Origin of the sequence: Marinobacter sp. SS13-12, assembly GCF_030227115.1 — a bacterium.
Classification (GTDB): domain Bacteria; phylum Pseudomonadota; class Gammaproteobacteria; order Pseudomonadales; family Oleiphilaceae; genus Marinobacter.
Map to the genome: position 1 here is coordinate 742,038 of NZ_JASSUA010000001.1, position 23,512 is coordinate 765,549.

General features: G+C 59.5%; 21 protein-coding genes. 4 read left to right on the top strand and 17 right to left on the bottom strand.

Going from position 1 to position 23,512, the window contains the following annotated elements:
* Positions 1 to 36: 36 nt before the first annotated feature.
* Positions 37 to 1,347, bottom strand: coding sequence for a succinylglutamate desuccinylase/aspartoacylase domain-containing protein (locus QPL94_RS03395; RefSeq protein ID WP_285355526.1), 1,311 nt, complete (start codon positions 1,345 to 1,347; stop codon positions 37 to 39).
* A gap of 220 nt (positions 1,348 to 1,567) precedes the next feature.
* Between QPL94_RS03395 and QPL94_RS03400 the strand changes: the two genes are divergently transcribed.
* The gene (locus QPL94_RS03400; RefSeq protein WP_285355527.1) at positions 1,568 to 1,726 is read left to right on the top strand and encodes a YqaE/Pmp3 family membrane protein; all 159 of its coding nucleotides are present in this window, start codon (positions 1,568 to 1,570) and stop codon (positions 1,724 to 1,726) included.
* 45 nt (positions 1,727 to 1,771) lie between these two features.
* On the opposite strand, the gene QPL94_RS03405 is transcribed toward QPL94_RS03400, so the two are convergent.
* The gene (locus tag QPL94_RS03405; RefSeq protein ID WP_285355528.1) at positions 1,772 to 3,409 is read right to left on the bottom strand and encodes an MBL fold metallo-hydrolase; all 1,638 of its coding nucleotides are present in this window, start codon (positions 3,407 to 3,409) and stop codon (positions 1,772 to 1,774) included.
* 294 nt (positions 3,410 to 3,703) lie between these two features.
* On the opposite strand from QPL94_RS03405, the gene QPL94_RS03410 reads away from it, so the two are divergent.
* Entirely contained in the window at positions 3,704 to 4,135 is a 432-nt protein-coding gene (locus QPL94_RS03410) for a thioesterase family protein (protein WP_285355529.1), read from the top strand.
* Here QPL94_RS03410 and QPL94_RS03415 read toward each other — a convergent pair.
* The 10 genes from QPL94_RS03415 to QPL94_RS03460 form a co-directional block, all read right to left on the bottom strand.
* Positions 4,129 to 4,476: a Na+/H+ antiporter subunit G gene (locus QPL94_RS03415; RefSeq protein WP_285355530.1), complete on the bottom strand. Its 348-nt coding sequence runs from the start codon at positions 4,474 to 4,476 to the stop codon at positions 4,129 to 4,131. The genes QPL94_RS03410 and QPL94_RS03415 overlap by 7 nt on opposite strands.
* Positions 4,473 to 4,742, bottom strand: coding sequence for a K+/H+ antiporter subunit F (locus QPL94_RS03420; protein ID WP_135954008.1), 270 nt, complete (start codon positions 4,740 to 4,742; stop codon positions 4,473 to 4,475). The genes QPL94_RS03415 and QPL94_RS03420 overlap by 4 nt, the downstream gene beginning before the upstream one ends.
* Positions 4,739 to 5,233: a Na+/H+ antiporter subunit E gene (locus QPL94_RS03425; RefSeq protein ID WP_285355531.1), complete on the bottom strand. Its 495-nt coding sequence runs from the start codon at positions 5,231 to 5,233 to the stop codon at positions 4,739 to 4,741. The genes QPL94_RS03420 and QPL94_RS03425 overlap by 4 nt, the downstream gene beginning before the upstream one ends.
* Complete coding sequence (locus QPL94_RS03430; protein WP_285355533.1) at positions 5,230 to 6,762, bottom strand: monovalent cation/H+ antiporter subunit D; 1,533 nt, start codon at positions 6,760 to 6,762, stop codon at positions 5,230 to 5,232. Before QPL94_RS03430 ends, QPL94_RS03425 begins: the two co-directional genes overlap by 4 nt.
* Positions 6,759 to 7,097 (bottom strand): Na+/H+ antiporter subunit C, encoded by a 339-nt coding sequence (locus QPL94_RS03435; protein WP_137436384.1) that lies wholly within the window; start codon positions 7,095 to 7,097, stop codon positions 6,759 to 6,761. The genes QPL94_RS03430 and QPL94_RS03435 overlap by 4 nt, the downstream gene beginning before the upstream one ends.
* Positions 7,097 to 9,907 carry a monovalent cation/H+ antiporter subunit A gene (locus QPL94_RS03440; protein WP_285355535.1) on the bottom strand — a complete coding sequence of 937 codons (2,811 nt, stop codon included), beginning with the start codon at positions 9,905 to 9,907 and terminating at the stop codon, positions 7,097 to 7,099. The genes QPL94_RS03435 and QPL94_RS03440 overlap by 1 nt, the downstream gene beginning before the upstream one ends.
* Positions 9,908 to 10,006: 99 nt before the next feature.
* Entirely contained in the window at positions 10,007 to 11,290 is a 1,284-nt protein-coding gene (locus QPL94_RS03445) for an MATE family efflux transporter (RefSeq protein WP_285357821.1), read from the bottom strand.
* 328 nt (positions 11,291 to 11,618) lie between these two features.
* Complete coding sequence (tpx, locus tag QPL94_RS03450) at positions 11,619 to 12,116, bottom strand: thiol peroxidase (protein ID WP_137436382.1); 498 nt, start codon at positions 12,114 to 12,116, stop codon at positions 11,619 to 11,621.
* 101 nt (positions 12,117 to 12,217) lie between these two features.
* Positions 12,218 to 13,423: a Bcr/CflA family multidrug efflux MFS transporter gene (locus QPL94_RS03455; RefSeq protein WP_285355537.1), complete on the bottom strand. Its 1,206-nt coding sequence runs from the start codon at positions 13,421 to 13,423 to the stop codon at positions 12,218 to 12,220.
* A 221-nt stretch (positions 13,424 to 13,644) separates the two neighbouring features.
* The gene (locus QPL94_RS03460) at positions 13,645 to 14,556 is read right to left on the bottom strand and encodes a LysR family transcriptional regulator (RefSeq protein ID WP_285355538.1); all 912 of its coding nucleotides are present in this window, start codon (positions 14,554 to 14,556) and stop codon (positions 13,645 to 13,647) included.
* Between the two features lie 136 nt (positions 14,557 to 14,692).
* Here QPL94_RS03460 and QPL94_RS03465 point away from each other — a divergent pair, with 136 nt between their 5' ends.
* Entirely contained in the window at positions 14,693 to 15,364 is a 672-nt protein-coding gene (locus tag QPL94_RS03465) for a haloacid dehalogenase type II (protein WP_285355539.1), read from the top strand.
* A 171-nt stretch (positions 15,365 to 15,535) separates the two neighbouring features.
* Here the strand turns inward: QPL94_RS03465 and QPL94_RS03470 are convergent, their stop codons facing one another.
* Positions 15,536 to 16,687, bottom strand: coding sequence for an alpha/beta fold hydrolase (locus tag QPL94_RS03470; protein ID WP_285355541.1), 1,152 nt, complete (start codon positions 16,685 to 16,687; stop codon positions 15,536 to 15,538).
* 340 nt (positions 16,688 to 17,027) lie between these two features.
* Between QPL94_RS03470 and yihG the strand changes: the two genes are divergently transcribed.
* Positions 17,028 to 17,924 (top strand): 1-acylglycerol-3-phosphate O-acyltransferase, YihG family, encoded by an 897-nt coding sequence (gene yihG / locus QPL94_RS03475; RefSeq protein WP_285355543.1) that lies wholly within the window; start codon positions 17,028 to 17,030, stop codon positions 17,922 to 17,924.
* Here the strand turns inward: yihG and QPL94_RS03480 are convergent.
* From QPL94_RS03480 to QPL94_RS03495, 4 genes are all read right to left on the bottom strand, one after another.
* Positions 17,921 to 18,124 carry a hypothetical protein gene (locus tag QPL94_RS03480; protein ID WP_285355544.1) on the bottom strand — a complete coding sequence of 68 codons (204 nt, stop codon included), beginning with the start codon at positions 18,122 to 18,124 and terminating at the stop codon, positions 17,921 to 17,923. The genes yihG and QPL94_RS03480 overlap by 4 nt on opposite strands.
* 70 nt (positions 18,125 to 18,194) lie before the next feature.
* Entirely contained in the window at positions 18,195 to 20,195 is a 2,001-nt protein-coding gene (locus QPL94_RS03485) for a ribonuclease R family protein (RefSeq protein WP_285355545.1), read from the bottom strand.
* Between the two features lie 151 nt (positions 20,196 to 20,346).
* The gene (locus tag QPL94_RS03490) at positions 20,347 to 20,796 is read right to left on the bottom strand and encodes a DUF411 domain-containing protein (RefSeq protein ID WP_285355546.1); all 450 of its coding nucleotides are present in this window, start codon (positions 20,794 to 20,796) and stop codon (positions 20,347 to 20,349) included.
* A 125-nt stretch (positions 20,797 to 20,921) separates the two neighbouring features.
* Positions 20,922 to 23,507 carry a heavy metal translocating P-type ATPase gene (locus tag QPL94_RS03495; protein ID WP_285355547.1) on the bottom strand — a complete coding sequence of 862 codons (2,586 nt, stop codon included), beginning with the start codon at positions 23,505 to 23,507 and terminating at the stop codon, positions 20,922 to 20,924.
* Positions 23,508 to 23,512: the final 5 nt, after the last annotated feature.

Sequence of the window (23,512 nt, forward strand, 5' to 3'; positions counted from 1 at the left end):
TCTGGCCCTGATGAAACTCAGGGACCCGACAGGATACTACTCTCCGGGCACTTCTGCCTCCGTACCAACGTGGTAGGCGGCAAAGCCTGCCATGACAACCTGATCCACGGCCATTCCGATAATCCGGCCATCGATTCTGGCGCGGATGGGGTGTTGTTCATTGGTAATAGGGTCTGAAACGTAACCAAGGATCTCACCTTCACCAACTTTGGCACCGAGCTTGATCTCACTGAACAGTATACCGCCGTGCTCAGCGCGTACCCATTCCGAGTCGTAGTACACCGGCTCCGGGTCACCCCAGACGAACATCCTCGAAATCATACCTTCCTTGTCCATCAGACTGGTCAGGCTGTTGACGCCGGCTTTGATCTGGTGCTCCTGTATCCGCAGGGATTCGCCCGCCTCCATGGTGACAGCGCGGATACCGGCTTCAATCGCGGCATAGCGAAGCATGCCGGGACTGCCGGTGCTGTGGACCACGGCCATGCGGTCAAACCCGCGGGTCAGTTCGGCCACGTCAGGGTTGTTCATATCAGCCCTCAACTGGGGCAGATTGGTGCGCTTGAGCGATCCGGTGTGGATATCCACCAGCATGTCGCAGTGGCGAATCACGCTTTCGAACAGCGAATGGGCAATGCGGTCTGCCAGGCTGCCATGGGTACTGCCGGGAAAATGCCGGTTAAGGTCACGGCGATCCGGCAGGTAGCGGCTGCCTTGCTGAAAACCGGGCAGATTGACGATGGGGACCCCGACAACGCTGCCCGACAGCTTGTTCGGCTCCAGGTCGTACATGGTACGACGAATGATTTCTATACCGTTGAGTTCATCACCGTGCACCGCACCGGTCAGGCACAGGGTGGGGCCGGGCTTGGCGCCGTTAACCACCAGTACGGGGGTTGGCTGAGACAACCCGGCACCCTGGATAGCGGGTGACCAGGACAGCCGCGTGGCTGTTCCGGGAGGGACATTTGCCCCGAGCATCTCAAGGCTGGAAGCTTCTTCCTGTTGTTCAGGTTGTTTCGTTTGTTCGCTCTGATCTTCCGCTACCGGCTCTTGCGGTTCTGCTGCGTCAGCCTGTTCCGGTGCTTCTTTGGCGCTCTTTTCTTCAGCGGAAGTTTCAGCCGGAGCTGGAGCAGGTTCATTGTCCTTAGGCTCCGACGGCCGCAGGGGTTCGGAGTGCTCCACATCCTCAACACTCTCGTCTTCGGCAAGCTCTGCGACAAGGACTTCCTGTGTATCGGATTCAGCGGTTTGCTCCGCGTGGGCAGCCGGCAGGGCTACCAGGCTGCCGCAGAATGTGGAAATCAGGCCAGCGCGAAACAGATGTGTCAGCCAGCGGTACGGCATAGTTCCTCTCGGGTTGTCAGCCAGTGGGGGCCTGGCGTCCGGAATTTGTGGGACGGGACAAGGATAGAGGCCCCAAAGTTCCATGAATACGGCTGTGACAAAGGTTTAATGCCCCTTTCATGAACTCTTTGTGTATTTCCGCAAAATGGCCTATTCATGAGACTACAGGATGCCTATTACGGTTCTGTATCCGTTATACGTCTGAAAGGGAGCTCACTCTATGGATCTTTTGCGAATTCTTATTGCGATTTTGTTACCGCCGTTGGGGGTATTTTTACAAGTGGGAATCGGAAAGCACTTCTGGATCAACATTGTGTTGACCCTTCTTGGCTATATTCCGGGTATCGTCCACGCGGTGTGGATTATCGCAAAGAAATAACATGACCCCGGGGCGGGGCCATGACGAAGGAGGCAAGGCCGTGGCTCAGGTGTGGGAAGTGGCATGCCAGATCTCGCCTTCCTTTGCTGCCCTGCCATCCCTCTCCAGCTTCAACAGATGGGCTAGCGCCGAACGGGCTGCAACACCATGGATGGCAGCCGGGACGTCGTCGTAAGCGTCCGCCGTCAACGCCTTCAGGCTTGCTGTTTTCAGGTCTTTCAGCACCCGAGCCACCTTGTGCTCCCGGGCCAACCGGTGGGTAATCAGGTAATCGATAACCGCTTCCGGGTGCCCCATCAGAAAACCGTGCGCCGGGGCAATGTAGCGTACCGGCTCGTCCAGCAGATCGTACAGGGACTCCAGGTAGGCTCCCATATCGCCATCCGGGGGATTGATCACCACCGTCGAGCCCTGCATAACGTGATCACCGGAAAACAGAAGTTCCTGCTCCATCAGCAGGTAACACAGGTGGTTGGAGGCATGGCCCGGCGTGTGAAGCACTCTCAGCGTGCCCGCGTCGGTTAAAATCGCATCTCCGTGGACCGGTTCCTCATCGGGAGCAAAGGTCGGGTCCTGGGCGGCCCCTTCCGGCGCCGGCTGACCATAAACACGGCACCCGGTCCTGGCTTTCAGCGCGACGGTGCCGGGCGAATGGTCCTGGTGGGTGTGGGTCACCACCACCTGATCGATCGCCCCGCCGGTGATTTCCAGAATCCGTTCAATATGGGTGGCATTGTCCGGCCCCGGGTCCAGTACCGTGAATCGTTTGTGCCCCAGTATATAGGTATTGGTGCCGGGCCCGGTCATCATCCCCGGATTCGGGGCCGTCAGCCGCACCACACCGGCTGCGACTTCCACCGGTTCACCGGGCACTATCTCCGCGCGGGTCGAGCCTTCCCCCTCTGGATCCAGCTTGGCGGCTTCGTCATACGCCGGCGCCCCAGGCTCCAGCATCACCGACTTCCCCTTCTTCACCGCCGGCCATGACTTGCTGGGATAGGGCTCGGGCGGATTGGCATGAGCGTAACGCATCACCTCGCCCGTGGTATCGAAATCGCTCAGTATCCGCAGCGTGCGGATGGTGGGCAGGCCCAGCAACCGAAGGCCACAGCGGTGATCCTCCAGTGCCTGCGCAGGGCTCAGCCAGACATGATCAATCGTCTCCACCCCGTCATGGCTCGCAAGCTGGTCCTCCGGCGCCACTGCCACGAAAAACCGGGTATCAAACCGGCGGGGCGGTCCGGGTGGCGTAATCCAGTGCCCCAGGTAGGCCAGCCGGTCCAGCGGAATCGTTAGTTTGTGCCGCTGGCACAGCTCCGCGACGGTCAATTCACCCTGGAAGAGAGCATCGCGGTCCTCATGAACCGGGTGCTTCGGAGTTACCTCCTTCCCATTCTCATCCAGCGCCAACAAAACACCGGCTTCTTCAAAACATTCCCGAACCGCAGCCAGCATAAAGTCAGCACCACCTTCATCCAGACTCATGGTCTGGCTGATGTCACTATCACCTCGCCCCACGGCATGCTGTCGCCCGCCGATATCCTGGTCGTCTACGGATCCACCGGGGAAGACAAAAAAGCCCGGCATAAAGACCGCTTCCCAAGTGCGCTGGAGCAGCAATACTTGTAGACCCTCGGCCGTATCTTTTGTCAGAACCAGCGTTGCAGCAGGGCGAATTTCCATAAAATGTCCGTTGTCTTTTTTTATGTAGATGCGCGTCAAAGTTTGAAGCGGAGATTGGGAGAGCGCCTTCAAAACTGTGCGGAGCCATGGATGGCGGAGCTCAAGCGTCACAGGGATGTGCTTGAGCGTGTTTTGAAAGCGCTCTCCCAATCTCCGCCGCCCCCAAAACCCGAATGCGCCGAGGCCTGGCTACCAAGATAACCAATGTTGGACCTGTTGTCCCGGGATGAAGGCAGGCCGACAACCAAGTATCATTGGCTTCCTCCGAAAATCTTCCCCTACAGGAACTCAACCTTGGCCCGTATCAAGCTCTCTTTCCCGGATGATGCCTTCTATTTTGAAACCAGGATGCCGGTACGCATCACCGATATCAATGGTGCCAACCACCTGGGCAACGATGCGCTCATATCCATGTTGTCGGAAGCCAGGGCCCAGTTTCTGGTGAACTATGGCGTTCAGGAGGCCGACAAAGACGGCGTGGGCATCATCGTCACCGACCTGGCGACCATGTACCAGTCCGAATCCTTCTTTCCGGAAATGCTCAGGTTTGAAGTGGGGCTGATGGACTTCAACAAATACGGGGGCGATTTCGTCTTTCGGGTCACGAAGGCTGAAAGCGGGCAACCAGTGGCCCTGGCCAAATACGGCTTTGTGTTCTTCAACTATCAGCGCAAGTCCGTCGTGCCGATGCCCGAAAGCTTCCGGGCACGGTTTTCCGATCACTGATCCGGCGGCCCACTGCGGGTCTGGGGGGAGCACTTCAGCTTCCGGTGCAGCGCCGCCTTCGCCATCATATGGGCGCTGACCGGCGCCGTCACAAACAGGAACAGGGTCACCAGCGCCTCCTGGACCGACAACCCGCCTTTCAGAAAACTGAAATACAGCAAGGACGCCACCAGGATACAGCCCACGCCGAGGGTGCTGGCCTTGGTGGGCCCATGCAGTCGCATGTAGACGTCCTTCAGTCGCGCCAGACCAATGGAGCCGATCAGCGCTACAATGGCGCCCGCCACCAGGAAGAAGGTAATAACCAGCTCCAGAAGCAGGGGCATCTCTGAACCGTTCATTCGATTACATCCCCCCTCAGCAGGTACTTGGTCATGGCCACGGTACCGACGAACCCCATCAGCGCAATCAGCAGGGCCGCCTCGAACAGAATGCCCAGCGACATCTGGATGTCCGCCAGCACAATCAGGGCAATGCTGTTGATCATCAGAGTGTCCAGGGCAAGAATCCGGTCGACAATGTCGGGCCCGATCGCCAGCCGGTAAAGGTTGAGCAGCACAGCGATGCAGAACACTCCGATGACAAATGGAATCACGGTAGCAATCACTGGAAAATCTCCTTCAACGGCCGCTCATACTGGTCCTTGATCTGCCGCACCAGCGCATCTTCATCAGTAACATGCAGGGCGTGAATCAGCAGGGTGCCGGCATCGCTGTCGTAGTGGGCAGTTACAGTGCCCGGTGTCAGGGAAATGGTACTGGCCAGAATGGTGATGGCGAAGTCGTCATCCAGTTCCAGGGGAAAGATGACAAAGCCCGGCGTTAACTGGTTGGGGTACCAGAGGATACGCCTTGCCACGATCAGGTTTGAGCGCACGATGTCTACCATCAATACCAGGAAGTACCGCAGAAGCGGCAGCAGATAGCGCACCTTGGCCTGTTCCGGCCAGAATGACCGGGTTACGAAAGGAATGAAAACACCCAGGACCAGCCCCAGCAGCATGTGAGCGACCGAAAAACTGTTGACCATCAACAACCAGAGCAGCGCCAGGAACAGAGAGAACAGCGGTCTTGGCAGCCAGAATTCGCGACGGTTCATTCGGTCACCTCCCCACCCTGGCGGACGTAATCACCCAACACCGCATCGACGTAGCCGGATGGCTGGTAAACAAGCTGGGCGGCTGCCGCCAGGTAATCCATCACCGGTTGGGCAAAAAGCGCAAGAAGGAAGCTGATGGTAACCATCACACACACGGTGGCAGTGCGGGCGCTGTCCAGTGCCGGGACGGTTTTACCAGTGTGTTCCTCCGGCCGCCAGAACCAACCGGACCCGGCCCTGCTCAGGGCTGCGATGATTAACAGTCCGGAAATGAGAATGGCCCCCCACAGCCAGAGATAGTCTGGCAGGTGGGAGGAGGATTGCAGAATCCATGCTTTGCTGACGAACCCGCTGAAGGGCGGCAGACTGGCCATACTGACGGCGGCAACCAGAAACACACTGCCCAGAATCCAGCGGTGGGACAGCGGCGAGATGATGGAGAAACGGTCGTAACCGTTGTCACGGTAACGCCCGATCAGGTCTGCCAGCAGGAAAAACACCGCCGTCATACAGGTGCTGTGCAGCAGGTAGAACAGGCTGGCGGCCAGAAGCTGTTCGTCGTTGCGGGACAAAGTTGCCAGCAGTATCCCCACGGAGACTATGACCATGTAGGCGGTCAGAGTTCGCAGGCTGGCGGCGCCCAGTACGCCAATGGCTCCCAGTGCCAGCGTTACCAGGGCCATGGGCCACAGCCACGCCAATACCGTATCGTTGGCAGGTGCGGCTTGATCCAGGCCAAATACCAGCAGAAACACCCGCACCATGGCGTAAAAACCTACTTTGGTCATGATGGCGAACAGCGCCGCGACGGGTGCACTGGCCGCTGAATAGGCCCGCGGTAGCCAGAACAGCAGCGGTAGCAGGGCGGCCTTGATACCGAATACCACCATCAGCAGGAGCGAAGCAGCTTTCAGCAAGGGCAGGTCCGCCTCCGGGGCATTGGCAATCACATGGGCCAGGTCAGCCATGTTCAGTGTGCCGGCAATGCCATAGAGGATGCCAAGCGCCAGCAGGAAAAGCGCCGAACCAGCCAGGTTGATGATGACGTAGTGCAGGCCGGCCCGGCTGCGCGCGCGCCCACCACCATGAAGCAGCAGTGCGTAGGAGGCGATGAGCAGCACCTCGAAGAACACGAACAGATTGAACAGGTCCCCGGTGAGGAACGCACCGTTGATACCCATGAGCTGAAACTGCAGCAGGGCATGGAAGTGGGAGCCCTCGCGGTCCGAGCCACGGCTGGCATAGAGAACGCAGAACAGGCTCAGCAGAGCGGTCAGTAGCAGCATGATGGCGGTGAGCCGGTCCAGCACCAGCACAATCCCGAAGGGTGGCTGCCAGTTGCCAAGACGGTACAGGGTGTAATCCGTGACACCCGCCTGGAGAACAGCCCACACCGCGAACACCACCAGCAAAAGGGTGGACCCGATACTCAGTGACCGTTGGCGGCCAATGTTGTAGCGGTACATCACCAGCAGGAAGGCGCCCGTCAGCAGGGGTATCACGATGGGCATGATCATCAGGTGGTTCATTGGCGGTCCTCATTCGGATCTTCGCCATCCACATGATCACTGCGCAGTTCCACCGCCGCTTTCAGGGCCAGTACCACGACAAACGCCGTCATCGAAAAACTGATCACAATGGCGGTGAGTACAAGGGCCTGGGGGAGTGGATCGGTATAGTTCTCCACCAGCCCGATCACGGCCGGAGAAGCAGTGGTCAGCCGGCCCATGCTGAACAGGAACAGGTTTACGCCATGTGATAGGAGCGTCAGACCCAGCACCACGGAGAAGGTGCGGGCCCGTAGCATCAGGTACACACCGGTGCTGGTCAGCACGCCCAGGGTAATGGCAACCACCAGCTCCATCAGCCCACCTCCTGGCCGGGCCCGGCCACGGTCATCAGTTTGCCCAGGTTTGCCAGGATCAGCAGGGTTGCCCCCACTACCGTGGTGTAAACCCCCAGATCAAACAGCAACGCCGTCGCCAGCTCGAACTCGCCGATCAGCGGCCAGTCCATGTGGCTGAAAGCCGAGGTCAGGAACGGGTAGCCGACAAACCAGCTGCCCAATCCGGTGGCCGTGGCAATCAGCAAGCCGGCGCCAATCAGCGGGCGGAAATGCGTAAGCATCCGTTCCTGCGCCCATACCAGACCACCGGCCATGTACTGCAGTGTGAGAGCAACCGCGGTCACCAGTCCGGCAATGAACCCCCCTCCCGGCATGTTGTGCCCCCGCAGGAAAATATAGGCGGACACCAGCAGGGCAATGGGCAGGGCCATGCGGGAGACCATCTGCAGGATCACCGGATGTGGCTCGGCATATCCTTTAGCAGTGCCGGCACTGGCTACCCGTTCCTTCAGGTGCAGGTCACGGGTAAATGCGAATACCGCAACGGCCGCGATACCCAGCACGGTGATTTCCCCCAGGGTGTCGAAGCCCCGGAAATCCACCAGAATGACGTTGACGACGTTGGTGCCGCCGCCACCGGGAACGCTGTTGGCGAGGAAATATCCGGAAATGGTCTCAGCCGGCCGGGTCAGCACTGCGTACGCGAAGAGCGCAATGCCGGTCCCTGCCAGCCCGGCCAGGCTCAGGTCACGGACAATCCTGCCGGCTCCGGATTCCCTGGGTGAGGTCTGGGGCAGGAACGACAGCGCCAGCATCATGATGACCACCGCCATGACTTCTACGGAGAGCTGGGTAAGTGCCAGGTCAGGGGCCGAGAACTGGGCGAACGCGAGGGTGACGAACAGGCCGGTGACCGAAAGAAGAAGCAGCGCCGGCAGGCGCTGATGGTGAAACAGCGCGACGCCAATGGCTGACAGGCACAGGATGACGGCACCGAAAACCACCATCGGGTTAACCTCTGTCAATTCCGACGGGCCCCGCCACCCGGTGTAGCCACCGAGCATCCACAGCGCCGGTGCGATGGCGGCCACCAGAATAAAGGCGAGGTAACGCTGCAGCGAACCATTCTCCAGGCGATACACCAGCGACTGGGCGAAGCGGATACTCTGCTGCATGATTTGCTCAAAGATGTTCTTGGCATCCACGTCCGGTAACTGGCGATGGATGGCAAACAGCGGGCCGCGGGCGAGATAGAAAACGACGCCACCAAGCATTGCAATCATGCTCATCATGGCCGGCGCCTGGGCGTTGGACAGTTCCGAGAAGTCGTATAGCGGCAGCTGGGTCATGGAGGTAGCCATGACTGCCAGGTGAATCACGCTGTCGTAGGTGGCCTGCGGAGCCAGCCCCACCAGCAGTGAGGCAGCGGCAAGAATGAACAGTGGTACCAGCATGCCGGCCGGTTTTTTGCGGGGCGGCCAGTGGGGCAGGTCCACCGGCTGACCGTTGAAAAACACGTTGTGGAAGATTCGTACGGAATAAGCCACGGAAAACAGGCCGGCAACGGTAACCCATACCGGAATCAGGGTATTGGCCCAGTGGGGTGCGGTCACCAGCAGGCTTTCCGAGAACAGCATCTTCTTGCTCAGGTAGCCGCTCATCAGTGGCAGGCCGGCCATGGCGGCCGCCGGTATGGCGGTAATGAGCATCAGCACCGGCATGGTTTTCCACAGGCCATTGATATTGCGCATGTCCCGGCTGCCCGTAGCCTGATCGACAATGCCTGCCATCATGAACAGGGGCGCCTTGAACAGGGCGTGGATCGTCAGATGAAACAGGGCCGCCGCCATGGCCATCTCGCTGCCCATGCCAATCAGCAGAGTGATCAGGCCCAGGTGGGAAATGGTGGAATAGGCCAGCAGGCCCTTGATGTCGTGCATGAACATGGCCACAAAGGCACCGACCATCAGGGTGACCATGCCGGTAATGGTAATCAGGCTGAACCAGAGCTCGGTGTCGCCCATGGCCGGATGCAGTCGGGCCATCAGGAACAGACCGGCTTTCACCATGGTGGCCGAATGCAGATAGGCGGACACCGGCGTTGGCGCCGCCATGGCATGGGGTAGCCAGAGATGGAACGGCGCCTGGGCCGACTTGGTAAAGGCACCGAGCAGAATCAGCGACAGGGTCAGAGGATAGCGGTCATCGCTGATGATGGTGTCGGTGGCGGCCAGCACATCGCTGATCTGGTAGCTGCCAACAATTTGCCCTAAAAGCAGAATGCCACCCAGCAGGGCGAGGCCACCCCCGCCGGTAATCACCAGCGACATGCGCGCCCCCCGGCGGGCATTGCGACTGGACCAGGTAAAACCGATCAGCAGGAAGGACACCAGGCTGGTGAGCTCCCAGAACACCAGCATGAACAGCAGGTTCTCGGACAGCACAATGCCCAGCATGGCGGTCATGAACAGCTGAATCAGAACGAAAAAGCGCCCTGCGGTGTCTTTACCGGCAAAATAATACCGGGCGTAGAGAATGATGAGGCAGCCAATGCCGGTAATCAGGGTGGCAAATAGCCAGCTGAGGCCATCCAGCCGGAACGCCAGGCCAAGGCCAATTTCGGGCACCCAGGAAAGGGAATAGACAAGGGCTTCGCCGGACTGGATCCGGGGAAGATAACTGAGCAAAAGCAGCAGGCAAATGGCCGGGGCAATCAGTGCGACCAGCGCGTGGGTCTGCACATGATCCGGGCCGGGCCGCTTCAACCTTGAGAGGAGCGAAGCAATGGCTCCCAGTACGGGCAAAAAGACGAGAAGCCCAATGTCCATAACGGAATTCAGCCGGTCAGGAGTGAGTTCTGCAAAGCACTCAGCTTATTAGCATTCTTCATGTATAGCCAATGTTTGAGACTTTTTCATTCTTATAAGTCAAGAACCGGCGGGCCTGTCCGCCAGTTTCCGGATGCCCTGGCGGTAGAATGCATAAGCCATGACACCCGCCAACAGGTTACCAGCTAAGGCACCACTCATCAGCCCGTTGATGCCGCCAATCTGGGCGCCAATCCAGAGAAAGGGCAGAAAACAGAGGAACAGGCGAAGGGTGGACACCAGCAGTGCCCGTAATGCCAGCCCAAGGGCGTTGCAGACAGACACCATCAGCATGCAGATGCCCAGGCCGCTGTAGCTGAGTGGCACCCGGACCAGATAGCTGCCAAGGACATCGCTGACTTCCCGGTCACTGGTGAACAACTCAGACACCAGCCCGGAGGCCACCAGCCAGATCAGGCCAATGGCCAGTTGCCACACCACCACAAACCGGACCGCCAGCCGGACCAGTTTGCGGATCTGGCCGAGTTCGCCGGCGCCCAGCATGCGGCCCACCATTGGGGGCATGGACATGGTCAGTGCCAGTACCACCACGATGGAGAAAAATTCCAGGCGCGTTCCCAGGCCCCAGGCGGCCACAGCGGCCGAGCCGAAACCGGCCACCAGTGCCGTAGCCACCATGGCCGAGACGGGTGGCATCAATTGGCTGACCATGGCGGGGGCCATGATGTTATTCAACTGCTTGAGTGCTTTCCCCAGAGCCAGTTGCTTCAGGTCAAAGCGCAACCAGCCGCAGCGGAGCAGTTTCGGGTAGATAAACAGGCAGCCGATGCCGAAGGCGGTAATCGTGGCCAGAGCGGCACCAGGCAAGCCCCAGCCGAAGACGAAGATGTAAAGCGGGTCCAGGGCGATGTTGAGCAGGCTGGTGGCTACCATCATGTAGCCGGGCAGTCTGGTATCGCCATGGGAGCGGCACACGCTGTAGCCAAAATACAGCATGGCGCCGGTCCAGGCGGACATCAGCCAGGGGATCCAGTAACTGCGGATCAGTGGTAACAGGCTCGGTTCCGCGCCAAGCGCCGACATGATTCGGGTCTGCAATAGCCACAGGCCGATGCACAGGATAATCACCAGGGTGGCGCCCACGGTAACCACCAGGCCGCCCAGTCGCTCTGCCCGGAGCTGGTCGCCAGCCCCCAGGGTGCGGGAGATGATGGCGGTGGTAGCGATGCCGAGGCCCACCTGCAGCCCGATGATCAGCTGCTGCATAGGCAGGGTAAAGCCCAGCGCTGCCAGTGGGTCACGCCCTAACTGGCCAATAAAGGCACTGTCCACCAGTTGGAAGGTCATCAGTGAAAGCACGCCGAAAAGCATGGGCCAGGTCATGGTAAACAACTGGCGCGGCAGGTTGGCTTGGGGTTCGGCGTTGGTCACGTTGAGGGCTTCGGTTCCTGGTCTTTTGTTGGGGGGCGATTCTAGCATTATCCGTAGGTCGGATTAGCGAAGCGTAATCCGACGCATAGTCTGCGGGGTATGGTGGCTGGGCCAGGGGTGGGGTGTCTTTTCTTATGGGAAAAGAACTCGCTTTGCTCAGACACCTTTTCCCGCCAGAAAAGACACCCCACCCCTGGCCCGATCCGACAACACCGTTATCTCCCGTAGGTCGGATTAGGCGAAGCCGTAATCCGACAACAATAGTTAACGGACCAAAAAATCAAAGCACCGAAAGCGCCTTCTCATAATCCGGCTCATGCTTGATGTCATCCACCAACTCACTGTGAAGAACCTTGTTGTCCTCATCCAGAACCACCACCGCGCGGGCACAAAGGCCGGCAAGTGGCCCATCCTGAATGGCAACGCCGTAATCCTGCTGAAAGCTGTAGTTGCGGAAGCTGGACAGGGTGATAACGTTTTTCAGGCCTTCTGCACCACAGAACCGGCTGGCTGCAGGGGGCAGGTCAGCCGAGACAACCAGCACGACGGTGTTGTCCAGGTTACTGGCTTTCTCGTTGAATTTGCGGGTGGAAGTGGCGCAGGTCGGGGTGTCGATGCTGGGGATGATGTTGAGGATCTTGCGCTTGCCAGCCCACTTGTCGAGGGTGACGTCTTCCAGACCCTGAGTGGTGAGGGTGAAGTCGGGGACGGTGTCGCCCGGTTGCGGGAAGGTGCCGCTGACGGTAATCGGGTCGCCGCCCAGTGTTACGTTGCTCATTTGAAACTCCCTTTGCTGGCCTGATGGATTTGTGTTTAACAACTTACTCTGTGTAGTTCATTTTGGATGCTTTTTCATCCATCAGCCTGGTTAAATGGGTGTCATGCGGGCTCGAATCCAGGAGCCGGGTGCCGTTGTACCAGCAGCAGGTAACTGGCCAGCGCTGCGACGGCACAGACAGATATGGTGGCCGCCATCACCAGAGAGGTGCCGTCGTGGTAGTGCCCAACCAGCATGCCGATAGCGGCTGCCACTGCCATCTGGGTAAAGCCGAAAAGCGCCGAGGCAGCGCCGGCCATGTGGGGGAAATTGGCCAGGGCGCCGGCCATGGTCTGGGGCAGGACCATGCCAACGCCGATCATGAACAGGGTCTGGGGCAGGATCACAGTCCAGACACTGTAGACCTGTGCGACCGCCAGCGCAGCCATCAACCCGCCACCGGCAACGGAAACAATCAGGCCCCTGACCAGAATCTGGTCTGGTACAAGCTGGCGGCCCAGGCGAATGGCGACCAGGTTGCCGACGATGTAACCGGCGACGATACAGGCGAAGAACAGGCCAAAGTGCTGGGGCTCAACACCCAGAAAATCGATCAGCACAAACGACGATCCTGACAGAAACGCAAACAGGCCGGCGAACGCGAGGGAATTGGTCAGTGTGTAGCCCAGGAAGCTGATATCGGAGGCAATCGCCCGGTAATTCCTCAACAGGCTGCCAATGCGCAGGGACTGCCGGTGTTCCGGATGCATAGGCTCGGGAATACCAACGGCAACCACCACCGCCATCAACAGCGCATAGCCACCCAGTGCCAGGAAAATCGACGGCCATCCCAGCCCGACCACCATAAACCCGCCAATGGTCGGGGCGATGGCCGGCGCCAGGGCCATGATGCTGGCGAGGATCGCCATGATTTTTGCGGCCTCTCGCGGCGAATAGATATCCCGCACAGCCGCACGGCCCAGCACAGGCCCGGCAGAGCCACCAAGGGCCTGCAGGAAGCGGGACAGAATCAGCGTTTCAATGTTGGTGGCGAGGGCACAGATAACACTGGCCACTGCAAACAGCAGAAAACCGCCAATCATGATGGGCTTGCGGCCAAAGCGGTCCGCCAGTGGGCCACAGATCAACTGGGCAAAGGCGAAACCTGCCATGTAGATGCTCAACGTGAGTTGAACCTGCCCGGTACCGGCTGAGAGGGATTCGCCCATACTGGGCAGTGCAGGCAGATACATATCGATTGCCAGAGGCCCGAGGGCCACGGCGGCTGCCAATAATATCGTTGTCCATACACTGGTGAGTGCGAGCATTTCCGTTCCTGCTTAACTCTCGAAACGCAGCGGGTGGGCCGCCCCTCTGAAACACGCTGTGAATACATCCCTGTACGCTCGGCTCCGCCATCCCTGGCTCCGCACGGTTTCAGAGGGGCGGCCCACCCGCTGCTCCCTGAATCTATGGTGCAAGTCTACGCGTTAACTGAAGGAGGATAACGGCTGCTGTTTTCATACAATGTATGAACAAAACAGATGGGTCAGGTGTTGAGGTCGTTCATTGTCGCGGCTACGCCATTAACGTGATTGCGGATCCAGCGGTGGGCAGGGTCATTCTGGTTGCGCTTATGCCAGAGCATCAGCAGCGTAAAAGGCTTGTAGTCAAAGGGCAGGGGTACGGAGGCAAAATCTTGCAGTAAGTGTTCACTCATGCGTTTCGGTGCAGTGGCGAGCATGTCGGTTCCGCGCAGGAATCCGGGCAGGCCGGAGAAGTTGGACACGGTGACTGCCGTACGCCGGGTAAGGCCGCGGGCGGAAAGGGAGTCTTCAAACGCTGTTTTCTCACCGGTGCCGAACAGGATGCCGATGTGATCAGCCTTCAGGTAATCTGCCAGGGATTCAGGTGCTTGCCTGTGAACCGGGTCGTAGAAGACCACCATGTGATCCGCCATCAGCCCTCGTTGCATGATGTCTGTTGCTTCCGGTGCATGGGGCGAAATAATCAGGTCGCACAGGTCCTTGCGCAGCATGTCGGCAGTGGGTATGCCGGACGGGATTACCTGCAGGCGGATGCCCTGCGCTTCACGCCGGAGGACCGACAGCAAGCCGGGCAGCAACAGGTCACGCTGGTAGTCGTTGGCGGCAATGGTGAAGGTGAATTCGGCGCTGGCCGGGGTGAAGGGCGGGCCGGAGGACAGGGAGTGGAGGTCGTCCAGTATCTGGCGTATGTGAGGGCCAGCTTGGACGGCGTAGCGGGTAGGCACAATGCCGCGGCCGGATTTCACGAACAGGGCATCGCCCAGGGCCTGGCGCAAGCGGTCCAGGGTATGGCTGACCGCCGACTGGCTCACTCCGAGGCGTACGGCTGCCCTGGACACACTGCCTTCGTCCAGCACGGCAATGAAGGTGCTGAGGGAGCGGATGTCCAGGTTGAATGTATCAATGGGGTTCATGAATGGGAGTGTACTTCAGAACCGGGGGTTCCCAATAGGGCTATCGCAGAGTCGTTATTATTGAATGTACATTCAGGTTTCCTTTAGGCATGGTCTAGGCTGTGACTAAGCGGACGGCATAACAAAGGAGAGCCCGATGAAACCAATACTGGCGTTTGATGTTTACGGAACCCTGGTGGACCCGATGGGGATGGCTGAACTGCTGGCGCCGGACGCGGGCGAGGCGGCGGAATCGGTGAGCTCTCAGTGGCGGGAAAAACAGCTGGAGTTTTCCTTTCGCAAGGGCCTGATGCGGATGTACGAGGATTTCGGAGCCTGTACCCGCCAGGCTCTGCGCTACGCGATGGCCAGCCATGGGCTAGCGCTGAGTCGGGAGCGGGAGGATGAGCTGATGGGGGCCTATCTTTCCCTGCCCGCTTTTGACGATTCGTTGCCGGCGCTGAAGTCACTGGAGGGGGATTATCTGATGTATGCGTTCTCAAACGGCACCTATCCGGCGCTGGAGAAGGTGCTGGGGCACAATGATTTGCTGGCGATGTTTGATGGGCTGGTGTCGGTGGATGATATCAAGAGCTTCAAGCCGGACCCGGCGGTGTATGCCTATGCCCGGCGGGCGACGGGGGCGATGGATCAGCCGTTGTGTCTGGTGTCGAGCAATGCCTGGGATGTGATCGGGGCCCGGGCGGCGGGGTTGATGGCGATCTGGGTGCAGCGGGATCCTGGTAAGGTGTTTGAGGACTGGGGGATTCAGCCTAATGCGGTGGTTCGCAGTCTTTCGGAGTTGCCTGAGACCTTGGCCAGCCTCTGATTTTCTGGTGGCTGCACGGCTCGGGAAGGGTTATCCAAAACACGCTCCTTCGGCACATCCATGTGGCGCTTGGGCTCCGCCATCCATGGCTCCGCACAGTTTTGGATAACCCTTCCCGAGCCGCGCGTTCAACTCTTGTGATGGCCGTCCGATGTTTGGCGGTCAGGTGATTCAGTCCGATCTTTCAGCCAGCCACTCCGCCATTTCCAGCCAGCTTTCCTTTGGCGCCTTGCTACCGGCAAGAATACCCATGTGGCCGCCGGGGGTGACCCGGAAGGTGACGTCCTTTGAGCTGACGTGGTCTTCAATGCGCCTGACCGCGCCCGGTGTTGCCAGGGTGTCGCTGTCGCCGGCGATGGCGAGTAAGTTGGCGTTTACGTTTTCCAGGCGGGCAACGTCTTCGCCGATCTGGATCTGGCCGCGGGAGAGGTCGTTGTCGATCCACAGGCGCACCACCGCGTCCTGAACGATGCCGCCGGGGTAGGCGACCATGCGGTCGAGGAAGGCGGAGGTGGTGGCGTGGCTGGAGACGAATTCGCGGTCGCCCAGGCGGACGATGAGTTCCCAGTAGCCCATGACGCTGCCGATGGGGTTGGTGAGTTTGAAGCCGATAGTGTTGGCCCAGCCGGGGGTGTGGAACCAGTAGGGTTTGACGTCGTGCAGGCGGAAGCCGGTGCGTTTGCGGATGAACTCGGCAACGTCGGATACCCGTTGGTACATCAGCCCCATCAGGCCGGAGGCGTGGCTGTCGATGGGGGAGCCCAGCACAATGGCGTTGCGGATGTGCTGGTCGCGGCTGAGGGCGGAGTAAAACAGGGTAAACATTCCGCCCAGGCTCCAGCCGTGCAGCGAGAGCTCCTGCTCCCCGCTGTGCTCCCGCACCCGGTTCAGATACGCCGGTAGCAACTCCGCCACGTAGGTGTGAAGGTTGTAGTGACTGTGCTGCCGTGTGGGCACGCCCCAGTCGATCAGGTATACCTCAAACCCCTTTGCCCGCAGGAATCGCACCAGGCTGCGCTGGGGAAACAGGTCGTAGATCAGCATGTTGACCGCCAGTGGCGGCACGATCACGATCGGTGTTCTGTGGGGCGTGCGCTCCACATCGATCATCTCGCCATCCAGCTCAATAAAATCCTCGGCCAGTGGCGGATAATAACGAAGGCTCACCAGGCCATCGGTGTGCAGTGTCTCGAAGGGCGTCTGCCCCGCCTGGACCAGACTGGCGGCGCGGAACACTCGGTCAAAGGCGTTACCGGCGTAAAGCGCCGTCTGTCGGGTCAGCCCCGAGGCTTTGTTGATGGCGTATTTCAACGGGTCGGGCATAGAGGTTTCCATAAAAAATCATTCGCTAACGTGTTCTGAATAAAGATGGGCGGTTGGCACGCAAGTCTGATCGTGCAGGTATGAAAGCCCTTTCCCGGACCGTGCATTGCCATGGATGGCAATGCCGAGCCCCCATGGATGGGTTCACGGCGTGTCCGGGCAAGGGCTTTCATACCTGCGCAGCCACCAGTGTCGGATAAGACTAGACTATTCGCCCGGGCCATAACTATGGCAAGAACGTCCACCCCCAATGGCAAACCGGTCACTTAAGGCCACTGCCCAAACGCGCCAACCATTGGTATCATTCGCCCATTGCAAAAAAACCAACAACAGGACAACCATGCTCAGCTTCCTGCCAGCCCCGGTCATCGGCGTACTCAGCTCCATTCTTCTTGGTCTCAACACCCTGTTCTGGTGTCTGCTCCTCTACATCCCGGCCATCTTCAAGCTCATCATCCCCCACAAAGGCTTCCGCGTGCTCTGCACCAAGGCGATCATCTGGATTTCCGAATCCTGGGTGGCCTGCAACACTGGCTGGATGAAGCTCACCCAGAGTACCAGGTGGACGGTGCACGGTGATGAGAAACTCAAACGGGAAAGCTGGTACCTGGTTCTCAGCAACCACCAGAGCTGGGTCGACATCTTCGCCATGCAACGGGTATTCAACCGCCGGGCGCCGTTTCTCAAGTTCTTTCTCAAGCAACAGCTGATCTGGGTGCCGGTGATTGGCCTGGCGTGGTGGGGGCTGGATTTCCCGTTCATGAAACGCTACACCCGTGAATACCTGATCAAGCATCCCGAAAAGCGCGGTGAAGACCTGAAAGCCACCCGCCAGGCTTGCGAGAAGTTCCGCTATACCCCGGTCAGCATCATGAATTTCGTGGAAGGCACCCGCTTTACCCAGGCCAAGCATGACCAGCAGAAATCAAAATACACCCATTTGCTGACGCCCAAAGCCGGCGGTGCAGCCTTTGTGCTGGATGCCATGGGCGACACCATTGAAACCCTGGTGGATGTAACGATTGCCTACCCGGGCGGTGCTCCCAGTTTCTGGGATTTCATGTGCGGGAGGGTCCGCGAAGTGAAAATGGAGATTGACACCGTCGCTATTCCCGACCACCTCAAGGGGCGGGATTACGCGACCGATGCCGAGCATCGCAAGAACGTGAAAAACTGGCTGGCGGAACAGTGGCGGGCCAAAGACGAACGCCTGTCGAGGCTGCTTGAGCAGAGCTAGCTGTTGTCGTCGTCCTCAACCTCATCGGGGTGCTCTTTCTTGTAGCGCTCCCACTCTTCCCAGTCGTGTGGCGTACCGGCATGGGGCCGCTTCAGATGCTTCGCGTGTTCTATGGCATTGTGGCGCAGGCTGTGGTCCCGCTCCTCGTCTTCCTCTTCGAAGCCGTACTTCTTCAGGAATTCCGTTGGGCTGATAGGCATCCGGATTCACCTCCGTAACGAGTAAGTGCCCGTCTAACTATTACTACGATGGTGCTCCGGCGCCGGATTTTCAAGCGTCGTCTTTGCTGTCAGGCCCGCTGCCTGAAGCGGAAGCGTCGGCTGACGGTTCCACCAGTTTGAACAGGATCTGTTTGCGCTCGTCATCCACGCCGGCAAAGGTGACGGTCGCGGGCTGCTCAAGCTGGAAGGTTCGGCCATTCTTGTTGTGAACCAGCCGCAGGGTGACCGGGTCGAAGCTGAACTTGCCTTCCAGGGTCTTGCAGCTGACGAATCCTTCCAGCCCGTTGGCGTCGAGCCTGACGAAAAAGCCCGAGGGGGTTGTGCGGCTGATGACTCCTGTCATCGCGTCCTCGCCCAGGGTCCGGGCAAAATCACTCTTCAGCCAGCTCTCAAGACTGTTGGCGGCCTGCCGCGCCCGGAACTGGGTCAGTTGCAGTTCGGCCAGTTGTTCGTCACTCAGATCGCTCAGTGGCTCCTGCCACAGGATCGACTTGATCAGCCGGTGCACGTGAAAGTCGCTGAACTTGCGCAGCGGTGAGGTAAAGGTGGTGTAGGCGGCCAGCCCCATGCCCTGGTGGGGCGCGGGGGTAAACGACAGCTCGGCACGGGCGAGCTGGCGGGAAATGATGGCCTTGACCGGCACTTCCGCGTCCAGCCCTTCGGTCTGTTTCATCAGGTCGCGGAAACCTTCGGCGCTGGTGGCGTCCACCCCGGCGAGATCAGGCGCATAGCCTTCCAGCAGCGCCCGAATGTTATCGGCGCGGTCGTCACGTAAGCCGGGATGCTGGATGAACAGGCCCTTGTCCTGCTGGCCCAGGAAGTCCGCCGCGCAGCGATTGGCTGCAATCATGCACTCCTCCACCAGCCGATGGGCCTCGTTCTGCACGGAAGGCTCAATCAGGCGTACCCGGCGGTTTTCATCCAGGCGCAGACGGAACTCCGGGCGGTCGCCGTTCACCAGCGCGTGTTCACTGCGCCATTTGCGCAGGGACATGGCAACCTGATGGAGCTGATCAAGGCTGTTGGAAACGGTGTCCGGTAACGCCTTGACGTCATCGGCTTCACGGCCTTCGATCAGGTTGGACACCAGTTCGTAACTGAGCTTGCCGTGGGAGCGGATCACCGCCTGGTGAAAGCTGTACTCGCCCAGGCTGCCATCGTTGTTGACCTGAAGATCACAGACCAGGGCAAGGCGCTTTACATCCGGCATCAACGAGCACAGGCGGGTGCTGAGGGTGTCCGGCAGCATCGGCAGCGGCTCACCAGGGAAGTAGATCGCGGTGGCGCGGCGGAAGGCTTCCTGCTCCGCCGGGCTGCCTGGCTCAACGACCGCGGTGGGGTCGGCGATGGCAATAGACAGTCTCCAGCCGGTAGCGTTGGGTTCGGCCAGCAGGGCGTCGTCCATGTCCTGGGTGCCGGGGCTGTCGATGGTAACATAGGGCTGATCGGTGCGGTCTTCACGGCCCTCACCCCTGGCTTCGATGACCGATTCGTCCAGCGCCTCGGCCTGTTTGCTGACAGCTTCCGGCCAGGCATCCGGCAGGTTGAAGGTGGCAACCGTGAAGGAGCGCTCGATGCCGGCCTCGCCGGCCTTGCCGATTACTTTCAGGATCTTGGCCTGGCCCTTGCCGTCCTTGATCGGGTGTTTGTGGATGCGGCAGTAGATGTAGTCATCGGGCTCGGCGTTCTGGCGCTCTTTCGGCGGGATGAAAATCCAGCGGTTGATGCCCGGTGTTTCCGGCACCACGAAGTGCCCCTTGCCTCTCACCAGGTAGCGGCCCACGAAGGTGTCCAGGTTGGTTTCCAGCAGTTCGTCCACCACGCCCTGGGTCTTGCCCTTGTCGCCTTCCTGCTCGGCAACGGTAACCCGGTCGCCCGGCAGAACTTTCTGCATCTCTTCCGGCGGCAGGAAGACATCCCGGCCTTCATCCAGTGCTACAAAGCCGAAACGCCCGTTGGTGGCTTTGACAGTGCCGGGAAACACCACCTTGTTTTCTTCAATATCGGACTTCAGCTGGCGCAACTGGCTGAGGGCGTCGGCGTTGAGCATGAACAGAACCTGACTGGATAAAATTTGAATGTTGTTGCGGAGTATACCGGTTATGACGGTATGAGTCAGACCTGTTACGCGTGGTTAATATCCCGGCTCGATTCATCGGCCGGGATAGTCGCGGGGCAACGTGCAGACTTCAAGGCACAGACTAGTTGTGTTCTGCGAAAACCCGGGTCTGGCCGCTTTCGTTGAACATCAGCACCTGGTAATGATCCTTGCGGTCACCCATTTCCATACCCGGTGATCCCGCCGGCATTCCCGGTACCGACACGCCTTTTGCCTTCGGTGCCTCGGCAATCAGTCGATGAATGTCGTTGGCCGGAACATGGCCTTCGATCACGTAGTCACCGATAAATGCCGTGTGGCAACTGGCCAGTGCTGGTGTCAGGCCGGCGTCGATCTTGATGGGGTTCATATCGTTGGTTTCAGTCACTTCCACCTTGAAACCGTTGTCCTTCAGGTGATCTACCCAGTCGGTGCAACAGCCGCAGGTCGGTGACTTGTAGACATGAATGTCTTTGAGCCCCTCTTCGGCTTGCAATTGGCCGTTCAAACCGACGGTGGCGATGAGGCCCAGGGCCAGCATGTGTTTTTTCATGATGTTACCTCAATGGTGATGGCTATGATCGTTGTCCGTTTTGCTACCTTCAGAGGGCGACAGCCAGAACCACCAGACGATGGCGGCCATCAGGGCCAGTCCTCCCGCATTGACCACAAGTGTGCTCATTCGTTCCCCTCCTTGCCGGCTTTATTACTGGTTTTGAACAGACGCAGCCGGTTGGCGTTGGTGACCACCGTAACCGAGGACAGCGACATGGCAGCGCCGGCCAGTATCGGGCTCATCAACATGCCCCACAGAGGGTATAACAGCCCGGCTGCCACCGGTATACCCATGGAGTTGTATATAAAAGCACCAAACAGGTTCTGGTGGATATTACGAACAGTCGCCCGTGATATCTCAATGGCATCGGCTACGCCGTGAAGCGAGCCGCGCATCAGCGTGATGCCGGCGCTTTCGATGGCCACATCGGTTCCGGTGCCAATGGCAAAGCCGACGTCCGCTGCGGCCAGGGCAGGGGCGTCGTTAATACCGTCGCCGACCATGGCCACGGTATAGCCCTTGCCACGCATCTCGCTGACGATGGTGGCCTTGTCTTCCGGCAGCACCTCGGCGCGGTATTCATCAATCCCGGTTTTTTGCGCGATGGCTTTGGCGGTGGCGTCCACGTCGCCGGTGACCATCATGACCCGTATGCCGGCATCGTGCAGGCGGCGGATGGCATCCCGGGAGTCCTGTTTGACCGCATCGGCAACACCGATGACACCCACCGCTTCGTTACCCAGGGCCAGGAACAGCGGAGTTCCGGCCTCGGAGGTAATGGCATCCGCTTCCTGCTGAAGATCTGCCAGATTCACACCCTCGCCTTCCAGCCAGCGGCGATTGCCCAGGCGCACAGGCTGGCCGTCCAGCTCGCCCTTCACGCCTTTGCCGTTGAGGGCCTCGAAGCCAGTGATGTTCTCCGGGCTGGCATTTTCATCCTTGGCTTTCGCCATAATGGCTTCCGCCAGCGGGTGTTCCGAGTGCTGTTCCAGGCCAGCGGCCAGGGCCAGCAATCTGCCCGTATTGTCGTCCGTTGCATGAAAACGGGTAACGGCCGGATGGCCTTCGGTAATGGTGCCGGTCTTGTCCAGTATCACCAGATCCAGCTTGCCTGCGGTTTGCAGAGCATCGCCCTGACGGATCAAGGCGCCGTATTCTGCGGCCTTGCCGACACCCACCATGACCGACATGGGAGTAGCAAGGCCCAGAGCACAGGGACAGGCAATAATCAGCACCGTGGTAGCCGCTACCATCATGTGAACCACCGCCGGTTCCGGCCCGACGTTGTACCAGACCAGGGCGGACACCACGGCAATCAGCATCACGCTGGGCACAAACACCGAGGAAATCTTGTCTGCCAGGCGCCCGATGGCGGGCTTGGAGCCCTGGGCTTTCTTCACCAGGCGAATGATCTGGGCGAGGGCGGTTTCGCTGCCCACGTGGGTGGCCTTGTAGATAATCGAACCATGGGTATTCAGGGTGCCGGCAGACACCTCGTCACCTTCGCGCTTGCTGACGGGCATGGGTTCACCGGTGAGCATGCTCTCATCGATGCGGGTACTGCCCTCGATGATCTCCCCGTCCACCGGCAGGCTTTCACCGGGGCGCACACGGATATGATCGCCGGCCCTGACCTGCTCTACCGGCAGATCCTGCTCCTCGCCGTCACGGATAACCCGGGCGGTTTTTGCCCGCAGATCCAGCAGCCGTCGCACGGCTTCCGAGGTCTTGCCTTTGGCTCGCAGCTCCAGCGCCTGGCCCAGATTGATCAGGCCGATAATCATCGCCGAGGCTTCAAAATACACATGCCGCGCCATTTCCGGCAGCGCTTCGGGGATACTGGCTACCACAATGGAATAGGCCCAGGCCGTGCCGGTACCCAGGGCAATCAGGGTATCCATGTTGGCATTATGATGGCGGAACGCTTTCCAGGCCCCGGTGAAAAAGTGGCCGCCGGTACCGATCATCACACCGAGGGTAAGGACACCCAGGACAAGCCAGGTCATCTGGTTGTCGGCGGTGACCATCATGGAACCAAAGCCCATGCCCCAGATCATCAGGCCCAGGCCGAGACTCAGACTGATAGCCATCTTCACCAGCAGTGTCTTGTACTGCCTGCGATCCTCTTGCTGCTTGCGGTCATCTGCCGCATCCGGGTCTTCGATCACGCTGGCCCCGTAGCCGGAGCTTTCCACTGCTTTAATCAGTACCTGGGGGTCAGCATGTCCGGTGGCCGTGGCGGTATTGTCCGCCAGGTTCATATGGGCACCGGTAATGCCATCGACCGATTTCAGGGCCTTTTCAATGGTGTTCACACAGGAAGCACAGGTAGCACCCGTAACCGCCAGATGAATCTGATCGTCATTCCCGGCGCTCTCCCCTTTACCCGTGTCCTGATCGGACTGCTGCCGGGTTTCGGTTTGAGCCTGTTTACTGTCGACATGGCAATGGTCATCCTCCGACGCCGGTTCAGCGGCAGAGGAGGCCTCCAGAGGTGAGGCGGGATAACCGGCTTCCGTGACAATGCCGGCTGCCTCGGCAGTATCAATGCCATCGGGCAGGGCAACCGTCTGCTCCTCCAGGTTCACCTCAACCCGGTCGGCACTGCCGGTCAACGGCTCCAGCGCCTCACGAATCTTGCGAACACAGCCCTGGCAGGACGCGCCGGAAATAGACAGCGCCGGGTGTAGTGCGACTTTCTCATTCATGGAGC